Consider the following 25,413-nt stretch of genomic DNA (forward strand, 5'->3'; position numbering starts at 1 on the left):
CCTCTAGACGCCGAGGGCGGCGCGGATGTCGACCTTGAGCGCGCCGAGGGCGATCTCGGCGTCCGTACGGGCCTGTGCCAGCGCCTCCGGTGAGTCGACCGGCTCGACGACCTCGAGGTAGCACTTGATCTTGGGCTCGGTGCCGCTGGGCCGCACGATCACTCGTGACCCGCCGGCCAGCTGGTAGCGGATCCCGTCGGTCGGCGGCAGGCCGCCGACCCCGGTGGTGAGGTCGTCGAGCTGCTGCACGGCGGCTCCGGCCAGGGCGGTCACCGGCCGGTCGCGGAGGCGCTGCATCGCGCCCGCGATCTGGGCCGGGTCCTCGAGCCGTACGGAGAGCTGGGTGGTGGCGTGCAGGCCGTGCTCGACCGCCAGCTCGTCGAGCAGGTCGGCCAGGTCGCGACCCTCCGCCTTCAGCGACGCCGCCAGCTCGCACAGGAGCAGCAGCGCCGAGATGCCGTCCTTGTCGCGTACGTGCTCGGGGTCGACGCAGTAGCCCAGCGCCTCCTCGTAACCGAACGCGAGCCCGGGCGCGCGCGAGATCCACTTGAAGCCGGTGAGCGTCTCGGCATAGGCCTGCCCCGCGGCTGCGGCGAGCTTGCCGAGCAGCGAGGAAGAGACGATCGAGGCTGCGTACGTCCCGGTGACGCCCTTGCGAATCAGGTGGGTCGCCAGCAGCGCGCCGACCTCGTCACCGGTCAGCATCCGCCACTTCTTGCCGACGGGGATGGCTGCGGCGCAGCGGTCGGCGTCGGGGTCGTTTGCGATGACCAGGTCGACGCCCTTCTTGCTCGCCAGCGCCATCGCCCGGTCCATCGCCCCGGGCTCCTCGGGGTTGGGGAAGGCGACGGTCGGGAAGTCGGGGTCGGGCCGCTCCTGCTCCTTGACCACCAACGGCTCGGGGAAGCCGGCGAACTTCATCGCCAGGTTCACCAGGTCGCCGCCGACACCGTGCAGCGGCGTGTAGACCGTATTGAGGTCACGCGGGCCGCCCTCGGCAAGGAGCCCGACGACCGTGTCGAGATAGCTGTCGACCAGGTCCTCGCTGATCACCTGGCCGGCCGGGCCCTGCGGGACCGAGCTCACCTTGTCGACGGCCGCGATCCGCTTCGCGATCTCGATGTCGGCCGGCGGCACGATCTGCGAACCATCACCGAGGTAGACCTTGTAGCCGTTGTCCTGCGGCGGGTTGTGACTGGCCGTCACCATCACCCCCGCGCTTGCACCCAGCGCCTTGACGGCGTACGCCAGCACCGGCGTCGGCAGCGAGCGCGGCATCACCAGCGCCGGGAGGCCCGCTCCGGTCATAACCTCGGCAGTGTCCTGGGCGAAGACGTCGGAGTTGTGCCGGGCGTCGTAGCCGATCACCACCGGCCCCTGCGCGCCGGTCGCGAGCAGGTAGCGGGCCAGCCCCGCGGCGGCCTTGATCACGACCACCCGGTTCATCCGGTTGGGCCCGGCCCCGAGCGCGCCCCGCAGCCCGGCGGTGCCGAACTGCAGCATGCCCGAGAACCTGTCGGCCAGCTCGGCCGCGGCCCCCGGGGCGGTGGAGGTCAGGAGGCTCTCGAGCTCTGCTCGGGTCTGTGCATCTGGGTCATCGGCAAGCCATTCCCGGGCCTGGACGACGAGCGCAGATTGATCTGTGGGGACCATGGATCTGACCCTAGGTCATCTCGTGCCGGAAGACCGAAGGGCTTCTGTGTTTTGTGGTTGGGGTTTGCCGCCGACCCTTTCGGGGAGGGTGTTCTCAACGGATCCCGGAGTAAAGGACGGGGGTCGGGATCTTGGGCGAACGAAAATTCGTTCGTCTCAAGATGCTGCCTCGACCGGGGTGGGGTTGGTGGGGTGAAAGAAACTTTTCTTTCACGCGGAGACCCCATGTCTGCTGTAGGTGTGGAGCGGTCACCTGCCGTGGGTGAGTGTGCCGTGGCCACACCCGGCGGCCGCAGGCCGTCCTTTACTCCGGGGCAGGTCGAGAAGACCCTCGAAGAAAGGGTCGGCGGCCCAGCCCAACCCCGCGGACCACTCAGATCTTGGGCAACAGATCGCCCAGAAGCGCGCCCATCCGAGTCGCGGCGCTGCGGCCGGCCTCGAGGACCTCGGCGTGATCGAGCGGCTGGTCGGAGATGCCGGCGGCGAGGTTGGTGACCAGCGAGATCCCGAGGATCTCCATCCCCGCCTCGCGGGCCGCGATCGCCTCGAGGGTGGTCGACATGCCGACGAGGTCACCACCGATGATGCCGGCCATCTTCACCTCGGCCGGGGTCTCGTAGTGGGGCCCGGGGAATTGGACGTACACACCCTCGTCGAGCGAGGAGTCGACCTGCTTCGCCAGCCCTCGCAGGCGCGAGGAGTAGAGGTCGGTGAGATCGACGAAGTTGGCGCCGACCAGCGGAGAGGTGGCGGTGAGGTTGATGTGGTCCTTGATCAGCACCGGGGTGCCGGGAGACCAGGACGGGTTGAGTCCGCCGCAGCCGTTGGTGAGCACCATCGTCGAGCAGCCTGCGGCCGCGGCGGTGCGTACGGGGTGCACGACCGCGCCGACGCCCTTGCCCTCGTAGTAGTGGGTGCGGCTGAGGAAGACCAGCAGGTTGCGACCGCTCGCCGAGCGGATCGAGCGGATCTTGCCGCTGTGGCCCTGGACCGCGGCGGCGCTGAAGCCCGGCAGGTCGGTGGTGGCGATCTCGGTGTAGTCCTCGCCGAGCGCGTCGGCGGCGGGCAGCCAGCCCGAGCCCAGCACCAGCGCGATGTCGTGCTTCTCGATGCCGGTCTTCTCCGCGAGCGCGGAGGCGGCTTCCTTGGCGAGTTCGTAAGGCGTGGTCACTCGCTGAGTTTAGACCTGCCCGGACCGGCTCAGTCGTTGGACCGGCACGGCCGCGTACGCAGCGCGTGCACGTAGTCGGCCGGTGCCCCGGCCGCCTCGGCGGCATCGGCCAGCGCGCCCAGGTGGCGGGCGTCCGGGATGCCACCTTCGTACGTGTCCAGGACATAGGTCTCGCAGAGCAGGTCCTCGGCGAGCGCGGAGATCCGCACCTTGGTCTTGAAGTAGAGGCCGATGTCGGCCAGCTCCCACTTCTCCAGGGCTTCCATGTCCTGGTCCACGACGTCGTAGACCGCGACGAAGACCTGCTCGAACGGGTCCTGGACGATCGTGGCCGTCGGTCCGTCGCCGAGCACGTTGTCCTCGCCCCCGAAGGTGAGTCGCCAACCGCCCAGCCACCCGGTCGTACGCAACGGCGAATGCGGGCACCGCTCACTCATCCGCGCCGGGTCGAGATTGACGCCATAGGCCGCATAGAGAGTCACGGGTCACGAGGTTACCGCCCAGTCCTCACCCGCTTGGGATCTATCTGTTATTGGCGGTCTACCCTTGGGTACGTGACCCACTTTGATGTTCTCGTCCTCGGCGCTGGCCCCGGTGGCTACGTCGCCGCCATCCGTGCCGCTCAGCTCGGCAAGTCCGTCGCCGTCGTCGAAGACAAGTACTGGGGCGGTGTCTGCCTCAACGTCGGGTGCATCCCGTCCAAGGCGTTGCTGCGCAACGCAGAGATCGCGCACATCATCACCCACGAGAAGAAGACCTTCGGGATCTCGGGTGACGCGACCATGGACTTCGGTGCGACCTGGAAGCGCAGCCGCGGCGTCGCGGACGCGAGCGCCAAGGGCGTGCACTACCTGATGAAGAAGAACAAGATCACCGAGATCGACGGCTGGGGCACCCTGACCGGGCCGAAGTCGATCGCCGTCAAGGGCAAGGACGGCGCCTCGACCGACTACACCTTCGACAACCTGATCATCGGCACCGGCGCGACCGTCCGCTCGGTCCCGGGTGTCGTGCCCAACGGGCAGAACATCGTGACGTACGAGGAGCAGATCCTCACCGAGCAGCTGCCGAGCTCGATCATCATCGGCGGCTCGGGCGCGATCGGCGTCGAGTTCGCCTACGTGCTGAAGAACTTCGGCGTGGACGTCACGATCGTGGAGTTCCTCGACCGGATGGTGCCGACCGAGGACGCCGACGTGTCCAAGGAGCTGCTGCGCCAGTACAAGAAGCTGGGCGTCAACGTGCTGCTCTCGACCGCCGTCAAGGGCGCCGAGGACACCGGCTCCGGCGTAAAGGTCAGGGTGGCTCCGGCTGCCGGCGGCGAGGAGCAGGTCCTCGAGGCCGACAAGTTCTTGGCCGCCTTCGGGTTCGCGCCGCGGGTCGAGGGCTTCGGCCTCGAGAACGCCGGCGTCGAGCTCACCGACCGGGGCGCGATCGCGGTCGACGCCCGTGGCCGCACCAACGTCGAGGGCATCTACGCCATCGGTGACTGCACCGGCAAGCTGATGCTCGCCCACACCGCTGAGGCGATGGGTGTCGTCGCCGCCGAGACCATCGCCGACGCCGAGACCATGGAGATCAACTTCGACATGATCCCGCGCGCGACGTTCTGCCAGCCGCAGATCGCCTCGTTCGGCTACTCCGAGGCGCAGGCCAAGGAGAAGGGCTACGACGTCAAGACCTCGTCCTTCCCGTTCTCCGCCAACGGCAAGGCCCGTGGCATGGCCGAGGGCGTCGGCTTCGTGAAGATCGTCGCCGACGCCGAGCACAACGAGATCCTCGGCGCCCACATGATCGGCCCCGAGGTCACCGAGCTGCTGCCCGCGCTGACCCTCGCCCAGCAGTGGGACCTGACCGCCGACGAGGTCGCCCGCAACGTCTTCGCCCACCCGACGCTGTCGGAGGCGATGAAGGAAGCCATCGAGGGCATCGCGGGTCACATGATCAACCTGTGATCCCTGTAAGCCTCTGACCTGCAAAAACAGGTCTTCAGACGCCCCCGATGTAGCGCTGATGTAGCGAGCCATCGGGGGCTGCTGCATTTCCCGCCGTCCGGGAACGCTCGAATGCGGCTTCGATGGCTTCGCGGGCGCGCGATTCGCTGGACGGCATCAGGTGTCCGTACGTCCGCAAGGTGAACGCCACGTCAGAGTGCCCGAGGTAGGCCGACACCTCTACCGCCGATGCGCCGCCTGCCAGCAGACTTGAGGCGTACCAATGGCGTAGCCCGTGCATCCCGGTTTCGATCTCGCCGCCGATGGTGAGTCCGGCGTGCTTGCGAGCCGTTGACCAGACGGTTTCGTTGTACGACGTACGGCGGATCGCCTGATCGTTGCGTGTCGTGGTGATCAGGTGAACCGTGGTCGGCTTGCCGTCCGGCTCACGCCACGGCAGCGTGACGGCTTGCGCTGGGTAGGTGCTCAGATGCGCTGCCAGCTCTGCGCGTACGTCAGCAGGCAGCGGGATCTCCCGGGGCGCGTCGCCGTCCTTCCGGGCTTTCGGTGGGGCGAATACGAGCGTCTTACCGACCATCTTGACCTGACGCTTGACGCGCACCACACCGCGCAGCATGTCTACATCTTCGATGGCGAGCCCGAAGACCTCGCCCTGCCGCAAGCCGAGCCCGGCAGCGAGCGTGATCGTGACCTTGTATCGGTCGTGGATGGCGGTATGCATCGCGTCGATCCACTCATCCGGCCACGGCTGGATCTTGCGACGGGGCGCACGCGGCTTCTGTCGGCGCACGGACGCATCTTTGGCCGGATTGGTCGGGATCAGCTTGTCATCGACCGCCGCCGTCAGGATGGAGGAGACGAGACCGAAGATGTCGGCGGCGTACTTGTCGGCGACCTCTAGCGACGAGATCAGACCGCGCAGCGTCGAGCCGGTGACCTTGCGCAGCTCTACGTCACCGATGGCGGGTGCGATGTGAAGACGCAAGATCCGCTCACGGATCGCCAGCGTCTGAGGGTCGCGGGAGGTGTGCGTGATCCAGCGCTCGGCGTAGGCGCCGAATGACTCCCGCCCTGCGTCGAGATCCAGGTACGTTCCGCGCAGCTTGTCCGTCTCGATAGTCCGGGCGAACGCGTCCGCGTCAACGCGCTTGAGGAACGTCTTACGGCGCTTCCGGCCGTCCGGTTCCCGGTAGTTCACGTCATAGCGCGGCTTCCCGCTGACAGTCCTTCTGCTGATGCTCGCCATGGTCTAGCCCTTTGCCTTTCCCTTGCTGGTCTTCGGCAGGATCCCGGCCGCGCGGGCTTGCTCGACCCGTCGCGCTGCCGTACGTGCTGAGAGATCGAATGTGTCGGCGACGGCTTGAGTCGGTCGCCGTCCCTCGTCTAGTGCCGTCCGATAGACCTCTGCGATCTCGCGTAGATGGGCGTCTGTCGGTGGTCGGCGCTTGGACACGGCCCGGTCTAGGTCGCGGCTGATCTGGCGCCGTTCGTCCGGCGTGCGGGACATCAACGGCCCGCCCGACACCGGCACGGCGAACCCTTGAAACGCTCGCTTGGCCGCGTTCTCGACCCGGAATGCCGCCAGATCGGCAGTCCGCAGTCCGCGCCCGTCCGGGTCGCTCGTGAACCGAGCCTCTACCGCAACGGGTGTCCCGTCGTCGCGCATCTCGAATACGACACGGACCTGAGGTCCACCACGGTCGCTTGTCTGCGCGGCGCCGATCACGCGTCGGGGGTAGACGAGCCCGCCGAGCGTCACGCTCCCGTCTAGCGCGCTCGACTCCATCTCTTCCCAATGCCAACTAGTCATCTCTCCTCGCCCTTCCTTGCCAAGAATCTGCGGTGCTATGGCAAGGACAACTATGCCACGACGTGTCTAGGGTTACAAGCGGACAACAGCTGACGAAAGGGAATGACAATGCCGGAGAAGCTTCTAAGCCCGCAAGACCTTGCCGCCTATCTCGGTAAGCCGATTCAGTCGATCTACGCGATGAATCACCGAGGGAGTGCGCCGCGACGGATCAGGGTTGGTCGGGATATCCGATACCGCCTGTCAGACGTTGAGGCGTGGCTTTCGGCTAATCGCGTAGATGACGGCGCTGCCTGATAACGCGAGAGCGCCACGCCCCGGTGACCAATTCCTAGGGCGCGGCGCTCACTGAAAGGAGAACCAATCCGATGCCGACCTTTATCAATGCATGCCCCGTAAGGAGCTGCTGTTCCAATGGCAAGAGTAACTGATTTCAACGCGCCACGGATTCGCTGTGACGCGTCTATTACCGAGATCGACGGACGGCGGGCAATCGCCGTTCTACCCATCGCCCCCGAAGATGCGCCCTATGCGGTGCGTGAGGGCATCACCAGACGCCGCGTAGCCGTATTGGAGGGCCGTTGCCCATGCGGGGCGCTGGCGACCCTCTCAGACGCGCCGGGGGCGCCCGTGGTGGCGAGCGTGACCCACGGTGAGCGCTGCCCGGCCAGCGATGAGCGGCTGGTTAAGGCCGTCCGGCGGTGGTTGGGATGAGTGCCGAGACGATCGGCCCGGAGACTAGCCCCGGGACCGGTTCCGGGACCGGCCTGGTGACCGGCGCGGAGCTGGTCTCGGCGGCGCTCTGGTACGCCGGGCAGGGGTTGCCCGTCTTCCCCTGCGAGGTGGGCGGGAAACGGCCGCTGACGCGCCACGGCTGGCGCGACGCCACGACCGACGCCGACCAAATCCGGGCGTGGTGGATGCACACGCCTGAGGCGAATATCGGGCTACCTACGGGCGGACGTTTCGACGTGATCGACCTGGACGGTTTCGATGCTCAGAGGACGCTGAAAGGGCTGGCTTTAGCCGAAGAGATCGACGCCGCCCTTTACTGGACCGTCTCGACCCCGCGCGAGGGCGGGATGCATCTCTACGTCCCGGCCTCTGGCGCTAGCAACGCGGCAGGCATTGGCGGAAGGGGGCTCGACTACCGGGGGCGCGGTGGCTACGTCATCGCGCCGCCCTCGCGTACGGATGCGGGGCGCTACACGCGGGCGGCGGCTGCCCCGACGTGGCCGGAGACGGACGCCTTGCCCGGTGACGTGCCCAACTGGCTGGACCGGCTCAAACGCGAGCTTGGGCCCGAGCGGATTGATCGACTTGAGCCGGGAAAGCCGCCCGCTGAGGGTTGGGTGGAATGGATCAATGCTCAGGTCGAAAAGCACCCATACACGCGCGAGCTTGAGCAGCAGGCCGACCAGCCGCCCGAGTTGACCACACGCACCGAGCCGGACCGGGACCTGACGGTCTACGCCGCTTGCGCAGTCGCGGGCGAGCTGGCCAAGCTCGACGCTTTGGCCCGGCCCTGGCATGAGGGCGCCCGCTGGGACTCGACCACATTCGAGGTCGCCTGCAATCTGATCGAGCTGGCCAACGCGCCGTGGTCCGGCTACACCCTGGGCGATGCCCAGCGGGATCTAGCCGCCAGGGCCCCGACCGATGAGGTCTGGAGGGAGCGTGACGTCTACCGGAAATGGGACTCGGCGTGGGCGACCGTGGGAGGTAAGGCCCGGCCTGAGCCCGAGGCGTTGCGTCCGGTGGTGGCAGAGGTCAGCGCCGCCGAGCTGAGCCCCGAGCCGGCCCATGCGTGCCCTGCGCTGAGCGGGGTGGGCCCCGACTCGGGCCACGATGATGCCGACTTCTGGGACGCCCGCAAGTCACTGCGTCGGGTGCACGATTGGGCCCGGGCTAGGGAAGCCGCGCCGCTGGCCGTGCTGGGCGTCGTGCTGGCGCGCGTGGTAGCTGCCACTCCGGCGAATGTCGTCCTGCCGCCCATCATCGGCGGGGAGGTGAGCCTGAATCTGTTTCTGGCGCTGGTGGCCCCCTCCGGCGGCGGGAAGGGAGCCGCCGACCGCGCCGCCGGAGCTGCGGTCAATCTCGCGCCAGCTATCGAGTCTGGCGCCGGGCAGGACTTCCGGGAGACGGGCCCGGGGTCGGGCGAGGGAATCGCCCATCTGTTCGTCCGCAGGGACAGGAAGGGCGACGTTCACCAGCACACGCGGGCAGCGCTGCTGAACGCGCCCGAGGTCGACACGTTGAACGGGCTTAAGGGTCGGCAGGGCTCCACCTTGATGCCGGAGCTCCGCAAGGCGTGGATGGGCGAGCCACTCGGATTCGCCTACGCCGATCCGGCTAAGCGGCTGCCCGTGGATCGCCACGAATACCGGCTGTGTGCCGTCGTCGGCGTCCAGCCCTCCCGTGCCGGGACACTGCTCGATGATGCCAGCGGTGGGACGCCTCAGCGGTTCCTGTGGCTGCCCACGACGGATCGGAACATCCCCGATGAGACGCCGCCCGAGCCTGCCGCGCTGACCTGGGAAGCGCCCGTGTGGCCCGCGCTCGTTGATCGGCTGCGAACCCTTGAGGTCTGCGCCGAGGCCGAAGACGTGATCCGCAGCGCCCACAAAGCCCGGCAGCGTGGCCACGGCGACGCTTTGGACGGTCACGCGCTGCTGTGCCGGGAGAAGGTGGCCGCCGCCCTGGCCATCCTGGACGGTCACGCCGGAGTGAGGCCGGATGACTGGCATCTAGCCGGGCGGCTTATGGAGATCAGCGACCGCACCAGGGCGGGCGTCGTAGCCGCACTACAGGCCGACCAGCGGCGGGCGACCGTGGCCCGGGCCAAAGCCGAGGGCTTGCGCGAGATCGAGCGGGGAAAAGTGGTCGCAGAAGACGGACACCAGCGCGCTGGACGGGCCATCGTCCGGAAGCTGAGATCGACCGATGAATGGGCGGCCGCGAGCGATGTGCGACGGGCCCTCAAACACGAGACTCGCCCCCATTTTGAATCCGCCCTTGAGGCTCTATCGGAGACCGGACAGGTCGAGATCAGCGATCCAGAATCGGGGCGGCGCGGGCGACGTATTCGGCTCGCAGAAAGCGTCCGCAGGTGATGCCGCGAAAAAGGGTGTCCCGTGTCCCGGGACACCCCTAGCCACGACTCCGCGCCCTTATCGTGAAAGGCATTTTGGTGTGTGAACTGCATAAACGCATTGATCCGAGACATGAGATTTCAGAGCTAAGGGTGTCCCGGGACACGGGGACACCCCTTTCGATCCAAGCCGTGGAAACACTCGAATGGACGGACATTAACCGATGACAGTGCCCACCAATTCGAGCCCGGAAGCGCCCCGGCCGATGAGGCTACGGCGCTACTTCCTGGCCTGCCTCGACTGCGGCCGTAGTGGCTGGCCTTATCGGCCCGAGCCCATCGTCCCGCTTTGCCCTGCCTGCCGAGCCCGCCGCCAGACCGAGCGTGACGACCGGCGGGCTCGACGGATGGGAGGGCGGACGCGATGACTCCCACGCGTCGCACGTTGGAGGTGGCCATCGCTCAGGCGTCGGGCCGTGGCGAGTCGGTTCCCTGTCGCCGGGCGTACGCCGACCTATGGACGTCTGCCAGCAAGCCCGAGCGCAACGCTGCCGCCCGACGCTGTGAGGGCTGCCCGGTGCTCGGGCTGTGTCGGGACTACGCCGAAGTGCGCGGCGAACGGGTCGGCGTGTGGCGCGGAATCGACCGGACCCCAAGCCCTTCGCCCACGAACCGCAGGCGGAAGCGCCATGGAGGCGATTCCTGAGTCCCGTCGATGCGTTGCGTCTGCGCCGCGCCCGGACGCGTTAAGGGAAGTCAGTCGTCCAACTCCGACATGTCGGATTTCGAGCGTTGCGACGGTCTTACGCCCAGGTCGCGCCGAGCAGACAGGGCATAGCGCGCGAAGTTGTCGCCGAATTTGTCATACAAAAGATCGACTTCGTCGCTATTAGTCGACTCGTCCGAAAGCGCCTTTTCCCAACGCTCAAGGCTTCGCTCCACGACAAGAGAGTCCACGGCAGCAGCGCGTCCCGAATGTAGAAGCAGGATTGACGTAGCGACTTGAATCTCCTTGATCGCCTTGCGTAGATCATCGGGTGTCGGGTCTTCCTCCGGGATTCCGTTAACAGCCACCAGTATGGCCAGGTGCGCGGCCCGCTTGTGCTCGAAAAGGAGTTCGGCGGTCTGGTCGTGCCGCGCCCAACGCCGTTCCATCGCCGACTTGACGAACCCGAATGCCGTCGTGAGCAGGATGCCGATCACGACCCCTGCGAAACCCCATGTCCCATCGGTCATCCACTCCACGGCCGATCAATCAGCGGTGGTCGACGTGGGCGGGAGCCGCCACGGTGGGAGCCGCCTTGCCCCTTGCCGCCCTGATGCCGACGGAGACACCCGCGCCGAGGATCCCAATCGACATCATGACGCCGCAGATCGCGACGAGGACGAACCCGAAGATCCTGACTGGGACGCTGTCGGCAAAGATCAGGGCATACCCCATGCCGCTGCCGATGGCGCCGAACCACAGCAATGCCCAGATGAGCCCTGTGTCGGGCTTCGGATCGCTCATGTGCTCATTGGTCATGGGGCGGGACCGTAGGTCCCTGGGAAGCCGAGAGACCGACGAACGCGAGAAGCTGTCCCTCAGACTAGGTAGGTTGGGCCGGACTCGGCTGCTCCCCGGCGGGCTATGGGCCGCTGCCGTGCGACTCCCGCCGGGGCATCGCTCCTGCGTTTCCGCTGATCAGGGGTCGGTCTTCTTGGGGCCGCCCCCCTCTGGGGCAGTGCCACGCCTGCTCCAATTACATACCCTAGGTATGCATCCGTCCGGCCCCTCGATGCCGGATGTGCCCGGGTCATCTCTCCCTATCTTGCGGGGGATTCCGCCAGTGCCGATCAGCGGCATAGAAAATACCTCCGATTATCGAATGACTATCAGTTAATAGTGGGCGATAATCGAGAAATGGTTAGGCCGGAAGCCAAATACGATCGAATTCCGATCCCGAAACGCAATCAAGGGCCATCCCCGCATGGCCTGTTGAGCCTCGACGAAGCGGCCGAGCGTTTATCACGCGCCCGCACGACGATTCGCCTCTGGGCAATCGACGGTCGCTTGAAGGCACGGCGCAAGGGCCACCGCCTCTATGTCACTGAGCAAAGCGTTGAGGATGCCGCCGAGCTAATCCGAGAGACTGGACGGGAATTCGAGACGGAAATGCGATCTGAGGGCACCAATTCCGAAAGCGGCCCATCGGCCCACGGCGGGCCTGAAAGCCGCTCAGGGGCTGATTCTGATGTCACTAGCGCGACGATTGACCCTGATTCCATCTCTAATACCGAAGCCAATACCGAGCCGCTGGCCGAGCCGCACTATCTCCCGTGGAGGACCTGAGAAATGACCATGCTCGCCATCCCCAATGTCCCGTTTCGCTCCAATGGCGCGATGGACGCCGAGACGCTAGCGGAAGTGGCCGGAACCGAGGCCGCCGAGCCGTTGCGCCAGGTCGAGCGCGCCTATGGCCGGGCTCAGACGGCCGTACGCGAGCTGCGCGACAACCGGCCCGGTGAGGGCAGCGCCTATCTCGGGACCGGCCGAGCCGCTGGTAAGGGGTGGGCGGCAGCAGCCAACGCCGATGCTGCCGACGCCGCCGAGGAACGCATCCCCGCCGATGGCTGGCGCACGGCGGCATTGCTCGCCGGAGATGACGCCCGCTGGGCCGATGCCGCCGCAGCCGTGCGAGCTCTGCCCATCGTGGAGCGCCGAGCCGAGGCGGCCCTCGACCGCGAGGCCATCGCCGCCGCTGCCGCCAAGGCTGCCGCCGCAGCGGTGGCCACGTGGGCAGCCGAGGCTGAGCAGGGATGGTCCGCCCGCCACGATCCCGCCGAGGCATGGAACCACCGCCGAGCCGGTGAAGCTGCCCTAGGCGACTGGCGGCAGGCTCGGCGGGTCGAGACCTGGGCCCAGCGCAAGGGCGAGACGCCCGCCGCCATGGCCAAGGCCGATCTCTCCGGCGCTTCCTACCTGCCCGAGGGCCCCGCCGCGCGCGGGTGCTGGCTGGCACTTGGGCTGATGCTCAAGCCCGGCCAGGTCTGGCCCGCCATCCCCAACGACGTGACCTTCCCCGAAGACATGCCCGAGAAGCTGCTGGACGCCGTGATGCCCGGCGGGAAACGACAGGTCGACCTGACCACGACCGGCCACCACGCCCACGCCTAGCCCCGCAACTAGAGCCCGAGGAAAGAGCCCGTGATGACGACACCTACCCCGCTGCGGATTCGGCCGCTGGCCGAAGCGCGGCGTCGCGAGGTCGAGCGTAGAGCCCGCCTCAGGCGCCTTGCGGCGCTGAACGCCGGAAACGATCTCGCCTGGCGTCTGGAGCGCTCCGAGGACGCATCCCTGACGCCCGCCGACCTGCCGCCGGGTGCTACGCGTGACTTCCTGCAAACCCTGATGGACGGCAAGCCGCAGCGGCGGACGGTCGGTGCCATCGTCGGCATCTGGTGAGCCGGACGCCGGGCAGGGGCTACGCAAGATGAGGTAAAGACGTCCGGCGTCTGTCTGCCCGGTGATCGAGCGCGCGGCAGCGTGCTGGGAGACATTCCCGACCGGATCCGGAGCGACGCATGCCCTACAACGTCCAATACCTTAACGACCTGTATGAAGACGACCAGAGCGGAGTGAACGCTCAAGCGATAGAGGCTTATCTCAACCGGTCAGAGGGCGACGGCTGGACGCTGGTCGGCATTATCAGCGATCACCCGGTATGGGTGGAGGACGGCGAGGCAAGCGGGCACGTGGCCCCGATGTTGGTCCTGCACCGTCCCGCCGCGAGCGAGCCGGGCGAGGGGTGGTGACGTGACGCGGTCGCCGCCTGCGCGTTGCTACGGGCGCGGTCGTTCCGCTTGAGTACGACCCGGAAGACTCCGACGCCTGTCCGGAGCACGTCTCCGGGTCAGGGTCAACGGGGGTCTCGGTCGGGTCTCGGTCGGCTGCCCCGACACGTACGGCCGGTGCTCAGGTGGACAGGTCGGGTCGTCGGCCGGGTTGGTCACTCCGATTCTTCCCAGATCTTCCGCTGCGTCTCCGCAGCCTCTTCCTCCTCAGGAGTGTTGATCGAGTAGGAACCTGCAGCCTCGATCTCAGCGGCTCGCTCAGACAGGTACGAACGCCAGCCTGCGTCATCGAGGCCAGCCGGTGCGTCGGCGACGACCTCGCGCAGGACCTTTACGGCTGCCTTGGTAAAGCCCTCCCCGAGGATGGCCTCGATCCCCTTGGCCGGGGACATCAGTCTGTCCATCATCTCTCGGTGCTCTTCGGTCACTTGGCTCAGTCCTTCCACGCTGGTTCGTCTGGTGGTCCATGCTCTGTGATGTAGCGCTGATGTAGCAAGACAACAGAAAACAGCCCCTCACCATCGGAAGACGTTGGAAGACGTTTCCGCAGGTGGGGGCCGTTTACGTGCCGTAAGCGCAGGTCAGCGGCAGGCCGATTACACATGATCAACCTCTGACCTGCTGTCTGACCGGCTGAGAGAGGCCCGGGGACGCGTACGTATCGCATCCCCGGGCCTCTTCACGTCCGGGGCACGGTGAGCGCTTCGTCGATGGAGGTCTCGCGCCAGGCGCGGAGCTCCTCGTGGAAGGCGACGGCGGAGCCTGGGTAGCCGGTGGGGACGTCGGGCCGGCCGGCGCCCTCGGCGTTGTAGTAGCCCGGCGTGCACTCGGCGTGGAACCAGGCATGCCGAGGCGCACCTTCGGCGATCCGGCGCGCCCAGGCGTCCTCGGCCTCGCGGGACGGCTCGACGAGAGCGCCGCGGGTCTCGGCGGCGACCACCAGCGCGGCGGCGTGGACGGCCTGCTCGTCGAGGATGTGGCTGAAGTTCACGCTGCTGGCGTTGTGGAGCGAGCCCATCTTGAGCAGGTTGGGGAACCCGCTGGACGCGAAGCCGTGCAGCGACCGCGGGCCCTCCTGCGCCCAGGCATGGAGGAGCTGTAGGCCGTCGCGACCCGTCACCGGCAGCCTCCCCGAGGTGATCCCCGAGACACCGACGGAGAACCCGGTCGCGAAGACCAGCGCGTCGACCTCGTACTCGACGCCGTCCACGACCACACCACGCTCGGTCATCCGCTCGATGCCGTGGGAGTCGGCGGTGTCGACGAGGGTGACGTTGTCGCGGTTGAACGCGGGCAGATACCTGTCGGAGAACGTCGGCCGCTTGCAGGCGTAGCGATACCAGGGCTGAAGCGCCGACGCGGTCGCCGGGTCCTCGACGATCTCGGTGACCCGGGCGCGGATCCGCTCCATGGTGGCGTGGTCGAGGGCCTCGTACGCGGCCTCGAACTCCTCGTTGCCCTGGCCGGCCCCGTCGCGGCGGAAACTCGGCAGCAGCTTCTCGAGCAGCGCCGCCGACTCGGTCCAGGCGTCGTCCACGAGGTCCTCGTCGACGCCCGGGACGGCCTCGCCGGAGACGAGCCGCAGGAAGTTCTCGCGGCGCTCGGTGGCCCAGCCGGGGCGGTCCGCGCCGAGGTCGGCGGCGGTGAGCGGGCGCTGGCCGCGTACGCCGACGGTGGAGGGGGTGCGCTGGAAGACGTAGAGGTGCTCGGCGTCCTCGGCGAGCATCGGCACCGCCTGGATGCCGGTCGCGCCGGTGCCGACGATGCCGACCTTCCGGCCGGCCAGGCCGGTCATGCCGCCCTCGGCGGTGCCGCCGGTGTAGCCGTAGTCCCAGCGCGAGGTGTGGAAGGTGTGCCCCGCGAACGACTCGATCCCGGGGATGCCGGGCAGCTTCGGCTCGGTCAGGGTGCCGGTCGCGGTGATGACGTACGTCGCCCGGAACTCGTCGCCGCGGTCGGTGGTCACCAGCCAGCGCTGGTCGGCGTCGTCCCAGGTCAGCGAGGTCACGGCGGTCGAGAAGAGCGCGTTCTCGTAGAGGTCGAACTTCTCGGCGATGCGTACGGCGTGCTGCCGGATCTCCTCGCCCGGGGCGTACTTCCAGCGCGGGATGTAGCCGGTCTCCTCGAGCAGCGGCAGGTAGACGGCCGCGTCGATGTCGCAGTGGATGCCGGGGTAGCGGTTCCAGTACCAGGTGCCGCCGAAGTCGCCGCCCTTCTCGACGATGCGCACCGACCCGATGCCCTGCTGGCGCAGCCGCGCGCCGGCGAGGATGCCGCCGAAGCCACCGCCGACGACCGCCACGTCGACGACGTCGCGGACCGGCTCGCGGTCCGCACGCTCGGTGTAGGGGTCCTCGGCGAAGTAGCCGAACTCGGCCTCGGTGGGCCGATACTGTGCGGCCCCGTCGGGACGTACGCGGCGCTCTCGCTCGGCGGTGTAGCGCTCCCTGATCTGCGTTGCCTTGATCTGGGCAGCGCGCTCGGGTGTGACCGGGTTCTCGCAGCGCGGCAGGGTCATGGCGCGGCTCCTCTCGTGGGGTGGGGTCTGCCCGGTGCGCCGACGAGGGTCGCGAAGTGCCCCGAGCGGCATTCGCGGTTACGATAGCCGAAACGGACAAGCGTGTCCGGATCGCCTCCGACGAAAGGCCGCCGCCATGTCGACCCTCACCGCCTCCTCGCCCGTACGCAGCTTCCTCGCCCATCCGGTGGCCGGGAAAGTCCTGCGCGGCATCATCGCGGCCGGCGGCGGCACCGAGGAGGCGCTCGCGCCCGCGCTCGGGCTGCCGCTGGACAAGCTCGTCGAGATGTCCGGCGGCAGGTTCCCGGCCGAGGTCGTCGGGCTGCTGGTCGGTGTCGCCGAGACCGGCGTGATCCCCGACGGCGTGCCGACCGTCGACGCCGCTCCGGCGAGCGCGCCCGCCGAGCCCGCGGCCGACCTGGGCATCGAGATCGGCTCGCCCCAGCCCTGGACCGAGGTGCTCACCGGCGGCCGGTTCGCCGGCCAGACCGTGGTGGTGACCGGGGCCGCGGGCGGGATCGGGAAGGCGGTCGCGGCCCGCATCGTCGGCGAGGGCGGACGGGTGGTCGGCATCGACGTCTCGGCCGAGAAGCTGTCCACGACCGCGAGCGAGCTGGGCGAGAGGTTCCTCGCGCTGGCCGCGGACATCACCGCGCCGGAGACCGCAGCCGCCGTCGTGGCCGCCGCCGGCGAGCGCATCGACGCACTGGCCAACGTCGCCGGTGTGATGGACGACGACGCCGCCCCGCACGAGATCGACGACACGATCTGGGCCCGCTGCATGTCGGTCAACGTCGACGGGCCGATGCGGCTGATGCGCGCGGTGCTGCCCGGGATGCTCGCCGCGGGTGAGGGCAGGATCGTCAACGTCGTCTCCGAGGCCGGGCTCCGCGGCTCGGCCGCCGGTGCTGCGTACACGACCTCGAAGCACGCCCTCGTCGGGCTGACGAAGTCGGCGGCGTTCCAGTACGCGGGGACCGGCGTACGCATCAACGCGCTCGCTCCCGGTGCGGTCGCGACCGGGATCCACGTACCCGAGGGCGCGCCCTACGGCTCGTCCCGGACGGCCGGGATGCGCGTCGCGATCCCGGGGATCGCCACCGCCGACGAGCTCGCCGCGTCGATCACGTTCCTGCTCTCGCGCGACTCGGTGAACATCAACGGAGCCGTGGTCGCCTCCGACGGCGGCTGGTCGGCAGCCTAGAGCCCGGGAGCTCAGACGCCCGGCGTGACCGGGCCGATCTCGATCCCGAGCATGCCCCACGCCCGGCGGGCGGCGGTCTCGCGCGTCTCCGGGGTCGGCCCGTGCACCCCGCCGGAGACCATCGCGACGGCGAGCATGAGGTCGTCGGTGTCGTAGGTCTCCCTGGGGAGCCCGTCGATGGCGGTGCGTACCCGATCGGCCAGGAAGCGGGAGCTCTCCTCGTCGCTGAGCCGGATGATGCCGACGAACGCGGTCGAGTGGATCATCTGCCAGGTGACGACGCCGAGCACATCGGCCAGGGTCGCATCGGGGCGGGCGGCGACCTGCTCGATGTCGCGTACGTTCTCCTCCAGCACCGCGGTGGCCAGGGTGAGTCGGTCGGGGAAGTGCCGGTAGAGGGTGCCCTGGCCGACGCCGGCGCGCTTGGCGACCGCCGACATCGGCGCGTCCAGACCCTGCTCGGCGAGCACCTCGCGGGCGGCGGTGACCAGGAGGTCACGGTTGCGGACCGCGTCGCTCCGGGTCGGGTTGGCAGGGCTGGTCATCCCAGCAGGGTAATCGCCGGCGAGTCTTTTCCAGCCCTCGGTCCAATGCGGACAGAAACTGACCTGAACGGCTCATAGCGTTGTCGGTGTCAGAGGGAAACACCACCAAGGAGTCCATGTCATGACCGCAACCGCCGCCAGCGCCATGAAGACCAGCGCCACCGCCACCCTGTCCCGTGAGCGCACCGACCTGCTCGAGACCCTGGCCAAGCACCGCGGCTTCCTGCGCTACGCCGTCCGCAACCTGACCGACGAGCAGGCCAGGCTCACCCCGACCGCCTCCGTGCTCAGCCTCGGCGGTCTGGTCAAGCACGTGACGGCCGGCGAGCGGGGCTGGGCCGACTTCATCGTCCGTGGCGCCGTGGCGCAGGAGCTCACCCCGGAGAAGTACGCCGAGTTCGCCGCCGACTTCGTGCTCGCCGAGCACGAGACGCTGGAGGGCGTGCTCAAGGCGTACGAGGACGTCGCCGCCGCCACCGACGAGCTGATCCGGACCGTCGACCTCGACGCGGACCACGCCCTTCCCGAGGCCCCGTGGTTCGAGGCCGGCGCGCGTTGGTCCAACCGCCGCGCCCTCGCCCACATCCTGGCCGAGACCGCCCAGCACGCCGGCCACGCCGACATCATCCGGGAGACCATCGACGGTCAGAAGACGATGGGCTGAGTCTGCCGCTCCGGGGCGCGTGGAAGAATGCGGCCCATGGCGCGGGTGACGATCATTGGTGGGGGTCCAGGCGGATACGAGGCGGCGCTGGTCGCGCAGCAGCTCGGGGCGGAGGTCACGGTCGTCGATCGTGACGGCCTCGGCGGCAGCGCGGTGCTCACCGACTGCGTGCCGAGCAAGACCCTGATCGCCACCTCCGAGCTGATGTCGGACATGACGCTCGCCCGCGACCTGGGCATCAACTTCCGTGACCACCACGGCGACCCCGCCACCGAGCTCTACGCCGACCTCGAGCTGGTCAACAAGCGCGTCAAGTCGCTCGCGCTCGCGCAGTCGAGCGACATCGAGAGCCGGCTGACCCGCCGCGGGATCCGCATCGTCAAGGGCACCGGGCGCATCGACGCCGACAAGCGTCAGGTGATCGCGACCCGGGCCCAGGACGGCACCGAGGAGGCGATCGAGAACGACGCGGTCCTGATCGCCACCGGCGCCCGGCCGCGGGTGCTGCCCACCGCCCAGCCCGACGGCGAGCGGATCCTGACCTGGGAGCAGGTCTACGACCTCGACGACCTGCCCTCGCACATGATCGTCGTGGGCTCGGGTGTCACGGGTGTGGAGTTCGCCAACGCCTACCTCAACCTCGGCTCCCAGGTCACCCTGGTCTCCTCGCGCGACCGTGTTCTCCCCGGCGAGGACGCCGATGCGGCGACGGTCCTCCAAGACGTACTCGAGCGGCAGGGGATGAACATCCTCAGCAAGTCGCGGATGGAGTCGGTGACCCGCTCCGGCGACGTCGTCACCGTCAAGCTGACCGACGGCCGCGAGGTCACCGGCAGCCACTGCGTCCTCGCGCTCGGCTCGATCCCCAACACCGAAGGCCTCGGCCTCGAGGAGGCCGGCATCGAGCTCGACGAGGGCGGGTTCATCCGCACCGACAAGGTGTCGCGTACCTCCGCCTACGGCGTGTACGCAGCCGGCGACTGCACCGGCGGCTTCATGCTCGCCTCGACGGCCGCCATGGCCGGGCGGATCGCGATGCGCCACTTCCTCGGCGACGCGGTCATCCCGATGGACCTCAAGGAGGTCGCGGCCAACGTCTTCACCTCGCCGGAGATCGCCACGGTCGGCTACTCGCAGGCGCAGGTCGACTCGGGTGAGGTCGTCGCCGACACCCTGCGCCTCGACCTCAAGGGCAACCCGCGGGCCAAGATGCAAGGCATCGCCGACGGCTTCGTCAAGCTCATCTCCCGCCCCGGCACCGGCGTCGTCATCGGCGGCGTCGTGGTCGGCCCGCGCGCGTCGGAGCTCATCCACCCGATCGCGCTCGCCGTCTCCACCGGCCTCACCGTCGACCAGATCGCCAACACCTTCACCGTCTACCCCTCGATCTCCGGCTCCACCGCCGAGGTCGCCCGCCGCCTCCACCACGTCGAGTAGTCGCGTACGTCGGCCGAGACGTCACTTGCGTCGGCCGAGATGGCACTCGAAAACGGTGTGCGAGCAGCGCCACGGCTTCGCTAGCGTGAGCGCCATGGGTAACTGCTGCATGACGATGATCGTTCGGATCCGCCGCCGCTGACGGCGCGGATCCCACCGAAGCACTCGTCGCATTCGCGCCGCCACCTGGCAACCCTGCCGGGCGGCTCCGAGTGCTACCCGCATGCCGCCCGGCTCCTTCTGTCTCGAGGAGCATCCATGCCCGACGTACGCCCTGGCCGGCACGAGCTCGGCCAGAACTTTCTCACCGACAGGTCGGTACTCGACCGCATCGTCCATCTCGTCTCGCAGCGGCAGGGTCCGCTGGTGGAGTGGGGCACCGGCAACGGTGCCGTCACCCTGGCGCTGGCCGAGCTGGACCGTCCGCTGGAGGGGGTCGAGATCGACTCCCGCCGAGCCGCCGAGCTGCGCCGACGGACCGGCCCTCACGTGTGCATCGCCGAGGGCGACATCCTGCGTCACGCGCCACCGCAGGACGCGGTCGTCGTCTCCAACGTCCCGTTCCACCTGACCACGCCGATCCTGCGCCACCTGCTCGCCTCGACGACGTGGCGCCATGCCGTGCTTCTCACCCAGTGGGAGGTCGCCCGCAAGCGCGCGGGCGTCGGCGGCACGACCCAGCTGACCGCGCAGTGGTGGCCGTGGTTCACCTTCACCCTTGACCGCCGCGTCCCGTCGACCGCCTTCCGGCCGCGGCCGAACGTCGACGGCGGGCTGCTGCTCATCGACCGTCGTCGTGAGCCGCTGCTGCCCGAGTCGGAGCTCCGCGACTTCCAGTCGTGGGTGGCCACGGTCTTCAGCAGCCGAGGCCGCGGGGTCGCCGAGATCCTGCGCCGCAACGGCGTTCCCGATGCACTTGCCCGCCAGATCGCCCGGCGGCGCCGGCGATCTCAGGCGCCGGTGCTGCCGCGGGACCTGCGTGCGGAGGACTGGGTCGAGGCGTACGCAGCGGTCTGACCTGCCGAGAAGGCGCGCGCGTCGGCCGAGATGGCACTTAGGTGCCATCTCGGCCGACGCGGCTGACGTCTCGGCTCAGTCGAGGACGAGCACCAGGTCGCCGCCGTCGACGGCCTGGGTGGCGGAGAAGGCGAGGCGGGAGACGGTGCCGTCGACGGGGGCGGTGATGGCGGCCTCCATCTTCATGGCCTCGATGGTGGCGACGGTGTCGCCGGCCTTGACCGACTCACCGGCCGCGACCGAGATGGTGACGACGCCCTGGAACGGCGCGGCGACCTGGCCGGGAACGGCGGGGTCGGCCTTCTCGGCGGCGGCGACCTCGGCGGCGACGGAGCGGTCACGCACCCCGATCGGGCGCAGGTGGCCGTTGATCGTCGCCATGACGGTGCGGATGCCGCGCTCGTCGGGCTCGGACACGGCGGTGAGCCCGAAGATGACCGTCTTGCCCTCGGAGAGCTCGACGATGTGTTCCTCGCCCTCGCGTAGACCGTAGAGGTAGTCGAGCGTCGAGATCACCGATACGTCGCCCCACTTCGAGCGGGCCTCGGCGAAGTCCTTCGTCGGTCCGGGGAAGAGCAGCCGGTTGAGCGTCCCACGGCGGTCGGAGGCGAGCCCGGCGGCGTCCTCGGCCGACAGCGTCGGCGACGCCGCCTTCCAGGTGCGTCCCGCGGTCGCCTTGCTGCGGAACGGCTCGGGCCAGCCGCCCGGCGGGTCACCGAGCTCCCCGTTGAGGAACCCGATGACCGAGCCCGGGATGTCGTACGCAGCCGGGTCGGCCTCGAACGCGGCCGGGTCGGCACCGGCCGCGACCAACGACAGAGCCAGGTCGCCGATGACCTTGGACGATGGCGTGACCTTGGGGACGCGGCCGAGGATCTGGTTGGCCGCGGCGTACATGTCCTCGATCTGCTCGAACTTCTCGCCCAGTCCGAGCGCGATCGCCTGCTGGCGCAGGTTGGAGAGCTGGCCGCCCGGGATCTCGTGGCGGTAGACCCGGCCGGTCGGCGCGGGCAGTCCGGACTCGAACGGCGCGTAGACGCGGCGTACGGCCTCCCAATAGGGCTCGAGCGAGTTGACCGCCGCCAACGACAGGCCAGTGGCACGCGAGGTGTGGTCGGTCGCCGCCACCAGCGAGGAGAGCGGCGGCTGGGAGGTGGTGCCGGCCATCGACGCGGTCGCGGCGTCGACGGCGTCGACACCGGCCTCGATCGCGGCCGTCAGCGTGGCCAGCTGGCCACCGGCGGTGTCGTGGGTGTGCAGGTGGACCGGCAGGTCGAACCGCTCCCGGAGCGCGGTCACCAGGGTGCGCGCGGCGGGCGCCCGCAGCAGCCCGGCCATGTCCTTGATCGCCAGTACGTGTGCCCCAGCCGAGACGATCTCCTCGGCCAGCCGCAGGTAGTAGTCGAGCGTGTAGAGCTTCTCGTCGGGCGAGGAGAGGTCGCCGGTGTAGCAGAGCGCCACCTCGGCGACGGACGTCCCGGTCGCCCGCACCGCTTCGATCGCGGGCCGCATCTGGGACACGTCGTTGAGCGCGTCGAAGATCCGGAACACGTCGATCCCGGTCTCCGCGGCCTCCGAGACGAACGCATCGGTGACCTCGGTCGGGTAGGGCGTGTAGCCCACCGTGTTGCGACCGCGCAGCAGCATCTGCAGGTTGATGTTCGGGATCGCCTCACGCAGGTGCGCCAGCCGCTCCCACGGGTCCTCGGAGAGGAAGCGGAGAGCCACGTCGTACGTCGCGCCACCCCATGCCTCCATCGACCACAGCTGCGGCGTCAGCCGGGCGACATGGCCGGCCACGCCGAGCAGGTCGGTGGTGCGGACCCGGGTCGCCAGCAGCGACTGGTGGGCGTCGCGGAAGGTGGTGTCGGTGACCGCGACCGACTCCTGGGAGCGCAGCGCGGCGGCAAAACCCTCCGGCCCGAGCTCGCGAAGCAGATCGCGCGAGCCCGCCGGCGGAGCCACCGACAGGTCGAGCTTCGGCAGCTTCTCGACCGGGTGCAGCGAGACCGGCGCAGCGCCGTGCGGCTGGTTGACGGTCACGTCGGCCAGGTAGGTGAGCAGCTTGGTGCCGCGGTCACCGGAGGCCCGCGCGGTCAGCAGCTGCGGGTGGGTCTCGATGAACGAGGTCGTGATCGAGCCCGAGATGAAGTCGGGGTCGTCGAGCAGCGCCTGCAGGAACGGGATGTTCGTCGCCACGCCGCGGATGCGGAACTCCGCCACGGCCCGCCGGGCCCGGGTGACGGCGTCCTCGAAGGTGCGCCCGCGACAGGTGAGCTTGGCGAGCATCGAGTCGAAGTGGGGCGAGACCTCGGCTCCGGCGTACGTCGTGCCGCCGTCGACCCGGATCCCGGCACCGCCGGGGGAGCGGTAGGTGGTGATCATGCCCGTGTCGGGGCGGAAGTTGTTGGCGGGGTCCTCGGTGGTGATCCGGCACTGCATCGCGGCGCCGCGCAGCTGCACCGAGTCCTGGGTGAGCCCGAGGTCGGCCAGCGTCTCGCCGGACGCGATCCGCATCTGCGAACGCACCAGGTCGACGTCGGTGACCTCCTCGGTCACGGTGTGCTCGACCTGGATGCGCGGGTTCATCTCGATGAAGACGTAGTTGCCCGCGGGGTCGAGCAGGAACTCGACGGTGCCGGCGCAGGAGTAGCCGATCTCCTTGGCGAACCGCACCGCGTCCGCGCACATGCGTTCCCGCAGCTCAGGGTCGAGATTGGGGGCGGGGGCGATCTCGACGACCTTCTGGTGGCGGCGCTGCACCGAGCAGTCACGCTCGAAGAGGTGGATCACCTCACCGGTGCTGTCGGCGAGGATCTGCACCTCGATGTGACGCGGCTCGACCACGGCCTGCTCGATGAAGACGGTCGGGTCACCGAAGGCCGCCTCGCCCTCGCGCATGCAGGTCTCGACCGCCTCGCGCAGTTTGTCGGGGGAGTCGACCCGTCGCATCCCGCGACCACCGCCACCCGCGACCGCCTTCACGAACAGCGGGTAGGGAAGGGCCGAAGCGGCGGAGACGAGCGCGTCGACGTCGGTGGACGGCTCGACCGACTGCAGGGTCGGTACGCCGGCAGCCTTGGCCGCCGCGATCGCGGTGGCCTTGTTGCCGGTGAGCGTGAGGACCTCCGCCGACGGTCCGATGAACGTGATCCCCGCCCGGGCGCAGGCCTCGGCCAGCGCCGGGTTCTCGGAGAGGAACCCGTAGCCGGGGTAGATGGCGTCCGCGCCGCTCTGCTTGGCGACCTCGACGATCGCGTCTGGATCGAGATAGGCCCGGATCGGGTGACCGAGCTCTCCGATCTGGTAGGCCTCGTCGGCCTTCAGCCGGTGCTCTGAGCCCCGGTCCTCGTAGGGAAAGACGGCGACCGTCTTGGCCCCGAGTTCAAAGCCTGCGCGGAAAGCTCGGATCGCGATCTCGCCGCGGTTGGCAACCAACACCTTCGTGAACATGGCGGCCACGCTACCCATCCGAAGTGCGTCGTCCAGGTTATGGGACGATTTCGCCCAGTTAGTGGACGTCAAGAAGTCGCTAACTGTGCGGATTCGTTGGGACCGCTGAACGGGTCGCGGGCCATACCCTCGGCGGCATGAAGATCAAGACTCGACAGCGTCGTTCAGCTCTGGTCGCCATCGCTGGCACGGCCCTGCTGGCCGGATCGCTCACCGCGCTCGGAGCGGCGAGCTCGCCGGCCGCCGCGGCCGGCACGGTGAACTGCTCCGGCTCGATCAACGGCAAGGCCGGTGGCTACATCCGCAAGCGCGGCATCAAGAACAGCACGGTGACCAGCAACTACCGCAGCGCCGGCACCGTCACCTGGTCGCCGCGGGCGTGGATCGAGATCGGCGGAGCCGGTGACGAGACCACCTGGAAGACCAGCTACATCGTGCCCGGCACCGACGGCACCGGCCGCACCGTGACCATCGGCGGGACCAACGGGCAGTCCGTGCTGTCCGAGACAAAGGCCGCGCAGCTCTACCGCTCCAACGGCACCGCGGTGACCGGCTGGAACCCCAAGAAGGTCGTGAACGGCCCGACGACGGCGGTCTACAGCGTCACGACGTCCGGCGTCGTGCAGCAGACGGCGCTCTCGTACTCCAGCGCGGGCACCCGCCTCGGCACGGTCACGAACCTGCCGGTCACCCTGCCGAGCACGACGACCGTCGCAGGCGTGTGGACGAGCCACAACGGGGTGATGTACAACCTGCTCTACTCGATCAACCCGAGCACCAACAAGCTCGAGCAGATCGTCGTACGTCCCGACCGCCCGGCGGAGGCGAAGAAGTATGTCGTCCGCAGCCTCGGCACCGGATGGCGGTACATGTCGGTGCACAACTGCTACGACGCCGACGGCGCGGTCGCGGCCAAGGACATCGTGCTGATCAACCCCACGACCGGCAAGGCCGTGCGCATCCGCCAGAGCAGCGGGATCGGGCACAGCACGACCTTCTCCGCCTCCACCCGGGTCGGCACCGACGGTTCGTGGAAGTGGAGCGGGATCAGCAGCTAGCGC

At 68.8% G+C, this 25,413-nt stretch carries 24 protein-coding genes; 13 read left to right on the forward strand and 11 right to left on the reverse strand.

The window, feature by feature from the left end; genetic code table 11:
* Positions 1-3 precede the first annotated feature (3 nt).
* From ABZU72_RS15495 to ABZU72_RS15505, 3 genes are all read right to left on the reverse strand, one after another.
* Complete coding sequence (locus ABZU72_RS15495; RefSeq protein ID WP_355019725.1) at positions 4-1,653, reverse strand: phospho-sugar mutase; 1,650 nt, start codon at positions 1,651-1,653, stop codon at positions 4-6.
* Between the two features lie 373 nt (positions 1,654-2,026).
* A complete protein-coding gene (locus ABZU72_RS15500) occupies positions 2,027-2,824 on the reverse strand; it encodes a purine-nucleoside phosphorylase (RefSeq protein ID WP_355019726.1) in 798 nt (265 codons plus the stop codon).
* A gap of 29 nt (positions 2,825-2,853) precedes the next feature.
* The gene (locus ABZU72_RS15505; protein WP_355019727.1) at positions 2,854-3,306 is read right to left on the reverse strand and encodes a gamma-glutamylcyclotransferase family protein; all 453 of its coding nucleotides are present in this window, start codon (positions 3,304-3,306) and stop codon (positions 2,854-2,856) included.
* A 72-nt stretch (positions 3,307-3,378) separates the two neighbouring features.
* Here ABZU72_RS15505 and lpdA point away from each other — a divergent pair, with 72 nt between their 5' ends.
* Positions 3,379-4,779, forward strand: coding sequence for a dihydrolipoyl dehydrogenase (gene lpdA, locus ABZU72_RS15510; RefSeq protein ID WP_355019728.1), 1,401 nt, complete (start codon positions 3,379-3,381; stop codon positions 4,777-4,779).
* 34 nt (positions 4,780-4,813) lie between these two features.
* On the opposite strand, the gene ABZU72_RS15515 is transcribed toward lpdA, so the two are convergent.
* On the reverse strand, positions 4,814-6,025 hold the full coding sequence (locus ABZU72_RS15515) for a site-specific integrase (RefSeq protein WP_355019729.1): 1,212 nt from the start codon (positions 6,023-6,025) through the stop codon (positions 4,814-4,816).
* Between the two features lie 3 nt (positions 6,026-6,028).
* Positions 6,029-6,589, reverse strand: coding sequence for a hypothetical protein (locus tag ABZU72_RS15520; RefSeq protein WP_355019730.1), 561 nt, complete (start codon positions 6,587-6,589; stop codon positions 6,029-6,031).
* Positions 6,590-6,697: 108 nt separating this feature from the next.
* Here ABZU72_RS15520 and ABZU72_RS15525 point away from each other — a divergent pair, with 108 nt between their 5' ends.
* From ABZU72_RS15525 to ABZU72_RS15535, 3 genes are all read left to right on the forward strand, one after another.
* Entirely contained in the window at positions 6,698-6,886 is a 189-nt protein-coding gene (locus tag ABZU72_RS15525; protein WP_355019731.1) for a helix-turn-helix domain-containing protein, read from the forward strand.
* A gap of 413 nt (positions 6,887-7,299) precedes the next feature.
* Positions 7,300-9,702 carry a bifunctional DNA primase/polymerase gene (locus tag ABZU72_RS15530; protein ID WP_355019732.1) on the forward strand — a complete coding sequence of 801 codons (2,403 nt, stop codon included), beginning with the start codon at positions 7,300-7,302 and terminating at the stop codon, positions 9,700-9,702.
* A 402-nt stretch (positions 9,703-10,104) separates the two neighbouring features.
* Positions 10,105-10,386, forward strand: a complete 282-nt coding sequence (locus ABZU72_RS15535) for a WhiB family transcriptional regulator (RefSeq protein ID WP_355019733.1) — start codon at positions 10,105-10,107, stop codon at positions 10,384-10,386.
* A 50-nt stretch (positions 10,387-10,436) separates the two neighbouring features.
* Here ABZU72_RS15535 and ABZU72_RS15540 read toward each other — a convergent pair whose 3' ends face one another.
* Both ABZU72_RS15540 and ABZU72_RS15545 read right to left on the reverse strand, forming a co-directional pair.
* The gene (locus tag ABZU72_RS15540) at positions 10,437-10,925 is read right to left on the reverse strand and encodes a hypothetical protein (RefSeq protein ID WP_355019734.1); all 489 of its coding nucleotides are present in this window, start codon (positions 10,923-10,925) and stop codon (positions 10,437-10,439) included.
* A 10-nt stretch (positions 10,926-10,935) separates the two neighbouring features.
* The gene (locus tag ABZU72_RS15545) at positions 10,936-11,205 is read right to left on the reverse strand and encodes a hypothetical protein (protein ID WP_355019735.1); all 270 of its coding nucleotides are present in this window, start codon (positions 11,203-11,205) and stop codon (positions 10,936-10,938) included.
* Positions 11,206-11,583: 378 nt separating this feature from the next.
* Between ABZU72_RS15545 and ABZU72_RS15550 the strand changes: the two genes are divergently transcribed.
* The 4 genes from ABZU72_RS15550 to ABZU72_RS15565 all read left to right on the forward strand — a co-directional run bounded on the left by ABZU72_RS15550 (position 11,584) and on the right by ABZU72_RS15565 (position 13,475).
* The gene (locus tag ABZU72_RS15550) at positions 11,584-12,012 is read left to right on the forward strand and encodes a helix-turn-helix domain-containing protein (protein WP_355019736.1); all 429 of its coding nucleotides are present in this window, start codon (positions 11,584-11,586) and stop codon (positions 12,010-12,012) included.
* A gap of 3 nt (positions 12,013-12,015) precedes the next feature.
* Positions 12,016-12,837 carry a hypothetical protein gene (locus ABZU72_RS15555; RefSeq protein WP_355019737.1) on the forward strand — a complete coding sequence of 274 codons (822 nt, stop codon included), beginning with the start codon at positions 12,016-12,018 and terminating at the stop codon, positions 12,835-12,837.
* Positions 12,838-12,870: 33 nt separating this feature from the next.
* Positions 12,871-13,125, forward strand: a complete 255-nt coding sequence (locus tag ABZU72_RS15560; protein ID WP_355019738.1) for a hypothetical protein — start codon at positions 12,871-12,873, stop codon at positions 13,123-13,125.
* 119 nt (positions 13,126-13,244) lie between these two features.
* The gene (locus ABZU72_RS15565) at positions 13,245-13,475 is read left to right on the forward strand and encodes a hypothetical protein (protein ID WP_355019739.1); all 231 of its coding nucleotides are present in this window, start codon (positions 13,245-13,247) and stop codon (positions 13,473-13,475) included.
* A gap of 194 nt (positions 13,476-13,669) precedes the next feature.
* Here ABZU72_RS15565 and ABZU72_RS15570 read toward each other — a convergent pair whose 3' ends face one another.
* Together ABZU72_RS15570 and ABZU72_RS15575 are read right to left on the reverse strand one after the other, a co-directional pair.
* On the reverse strand, positions 13,670-13,942 hold the full coding sequence (locus tag ABZU72_RS15570) for a hypothetical protein (protein ID WP_355019740.1): 273 nt from the start codon (positions 13,940-13,942) through the stop codon (positions 13,670-13,672).
* Between the two features lie 251 nt (positions 13,943-14,193).
* Positions 14,194-16,032 carry an NAD(P)/FAD-dependent oxidoreductase gene (locus ABZU72_RS15575; protein WP_355019741.1) on the reverse strand — a complete coding sequence of 613 codons (1,839 nt, stop codon included), beginning with the start codon at positions 16,030-16,032 and terminating at the stop codon, positions 14,194-14,196.
* Between the two features lie 136 nt (positions 16,033-16,168).
* Between ABZU72_RS15575 and ABZU72_RS15580 the strand changes: the two genes are divergently transcribed.
* The gene (locus tag ABZU72_RS15580; protein WP_355019742.1) at positions 16,169-17,236 is read left to right on the forward strand and encodes an SDR family oxidoreductase; all 1,068 of its coding nucleotides are present in this window, start codon (positions 16,169-16,171) and stop codon (positions 17,234-17,236) included.
* A gap of 11 nt (positions 17,237-17,247) precedes the next feature.
* On the opposite strand, the gene ABZU72_RS15585 is transcribed toward ABZU72_RS15580, so the two are convergent.
* Complete coding sequence (locus ABZU72_RS15585) at positions 17,248-17,781, reverse strand: helix-turn-helix domain-containing protein (protein WP_355019743.1); 534 nt, start codon at positions 17,779-17,781, stop codon at positions 17,248-17,250.
* A gap of 121 nt (positions 17,782-17,902) precedes the next feature.
* On the opposite strand from ABZU72_RS15585, the gene ABZU72_RS15590 reads away from it, so the two are divergent.
* From ABZU72_RS15590 to erm, 3 genes are all read left to right on the forward strand, one after another.
* Positions 17,903-18,445 carry a DinB family protein gene (locus ABZU72_RS15590; protein WP_355019744.1) on the forward strand — a complete coding sequence of 181 codons (543 nt, stop codon included), beginning with the start codon at positions 17,903-17,905 and terminating at the stop codon, positions 18,443-18,445.
* Between the two features lie 36 nt (positions 18,446-18,481).
* Positions 18,482-19,882: an NAD(P)H-quinone dehydrogenase gene (locus tag ABZU72_RS15595; protein ID WP_355019745.1), complete on the forward strand. Its 1,401-nt coding sequence runs from the start codon at positions 18,482-18,484 to the stop codon at positions 19,880-19,882.
* A gap of 258 nt (positions 19,883-20,140) precedes the next feature.
* A complete protein-coding gene (gene erm / locus ABZU72_RS15600) occupies positions 20,141-20,899 on the forward strand; it encodes a 23S ribosomal RNA methyltransferase Erm (protein ID WP_355019746.1) in 759 nt (252 codons plus the stop codon).
* A gap of 75 nt (positions 20,900-20,974) precedes the next feature.
* Here erm and ABZU72_RS15605 read toward each other — a convergent pair whose 3' ends face one another.
* The gene (locus ABZU72_RS15605; protein ID WP_355019747.1) at positions 20,975-24,352 is read right to left on the reverse strand and encodes a pyruvate carboxylase; all 3,378 of its coding nucleotides are present in this window, start codon (positions 24,350-24,352) and stop codon (positions 20,975-20,977) included.
* A gap of 137 nt (positions 24,353-24,489) precedes the next feature.
* Here ABZU72_RS15605 and ABZU72_RS15610 point away from each other — a divergent pair, with 137 nt between their 5' ends.
* Positions 24,490-25,410 carry a hypothetical protein gene (locus tag ABZU72_RS15610; protein WP_355019748.1) on the forward strand — a complete coding sequence of 307 codons (921 nt, stop codon included), beginning with the start codon at positions 24,490-24,492 and terminating at the stop codon, positions 25,408-25,410.
* The last annotated feature ends 3 nt before the right edge of the window (positions 25,411-25,413 follow it).

This window comes from Nocardioides sp. NPDC004968, from assembly GCF_040608935.1.
GTDB lineage: Bacteria > Actinomycetota > Actinomycetes > Propionibacteriales > Nocardioidaceae > Nocardioides.

Coding starts and splice junctions, on each gene's coding strand:
- ABZU72_RS15495 (WP_355019725.1), bottom strand. CDS start 1,653: ATGGTCCCCACAGATCAATCTGCGCTCGTCGTCCAGGCCCGGGAATGG.
- ABZU72_RS15515 (WP_355019729.1), bottom strand. CDS start 6,025: ATGGCGAGCATCAGCAGAAGGACTGTCAGCGGGAAGCCGCGCTATGAC.
- ABZU72_RS15520 (WP_355019730.1), bottom strand. CDS start 6,589: ATGACTAGTTGGCATTGGGAAGAGATGGAGTCGAGCGCGCTAGACGGG.
- ABZU72_RS15525 (WP_355019731.1), top strand. CDS start 6,698: ATGCCGGAGAAGCTTCTAAGCCCGCAAGACCTTGCCGCCTATCTCGGT.
- ABZU72_RS15530 (WP_355019732.1), top strand. CDS start 7,300: ATGAGTGCCGAGACGATCGGCCCGGAGACTAGCCCCGGGACCGGTTCC.
- ABZU72_RS15535 (WP_355019733.1), top strand. CDS start 10,105: ATGACTCCCACGCGTCGCACGTTGGAGGTGGCCATCGCTCAGGCGTCG.
- ABZU72_RS15545 (WP_355019735.1), bottom strand. CDS start 11,205: ATGACCAATGAGCACATGAGCGATCCGAAGCCCGACACAGGGCTCATC.
- ABZU72_RS15550 (WP_355019736.1), top strand. CDS start 11,584: ATGGTTAGGCCGGAAGCCAAATACGATCGAATTCCGATCCCGAAACGC.
- ABZU72_RS15555 (WP_355019737.1), top strand. CDS start 12,016: ATGACCATGCTCGCCATCCCCAATGTCCCGTTTCGCTCCAATGGCGCG.
- ABZU72_RS15560 (WP_355019738.1), top strand. CDS start 12,871: ATGACGACACCTACCCCGCTGCGGATTCGGCCGCTGGCCGAAGCGCGG.
- ABZU72_RS15565 (WP_355019739.1), top strand. CDS start 13,245: ATGCCCTACAACGTCCAATACCTTAACGACCTGTATGAAGACGACCAG.
- ABZU72_RS15575 (WP_355019741.1), bottom strand. CDS start 16,032: ATGACCCTGCCGCGCTGCGAGAACCCGGTCACACCCGAGCGCGCTGCC.
- ABZU72_RS15580 (WP_355019742.1), top strand. CDS start 16,169: ATGTCGACCCTCACCGCCTCCTCGCCCGTACGCAGCTTCCTCGCCCAT.
- ABZU72_RS15585 (WP_355019743.1), bottom strand. CDS start 17,781: ATGACCAGCCCTGCCAACCCGACCCGGAGCGACGCGGTCCGCAACCGT.
- ABZU72_RS15590 (WP_355019744.1), top strand. CDS start 17,903: ATGACCGCAACCGCCGCCAGCGCCATGAAGACCAGCGCCACCGCCACC.
- ABZU72_RS15595 (WP_355019745.1), top strand. CDS start 18,482: ATGGCGCGGGTGACGATCATTGGTGGGGGTCCAGGCGGATACGAGGCG.
- erm (WP_355019746.1), top strand. CDS start 20,141: ATGCCCGACGTACGCCCTGGCCGGCACGAGCTCGGCCAGAACTTTCTC.
- ABZU72_RS15605 (WP_355019747.1), bottom strand. CDS start 24,352: ATGTTCACGAAGGTGTTGGTTGCCAACCGCGGCGAGATCGCGATCCGA.
- ABZU72_RS15610 (WP_355019748.1), top strand. CDS start 24,490: ATGAAGATCAAGACTCGACAGCGTCGTTCAGCTCTGGTCGCCATCGCT.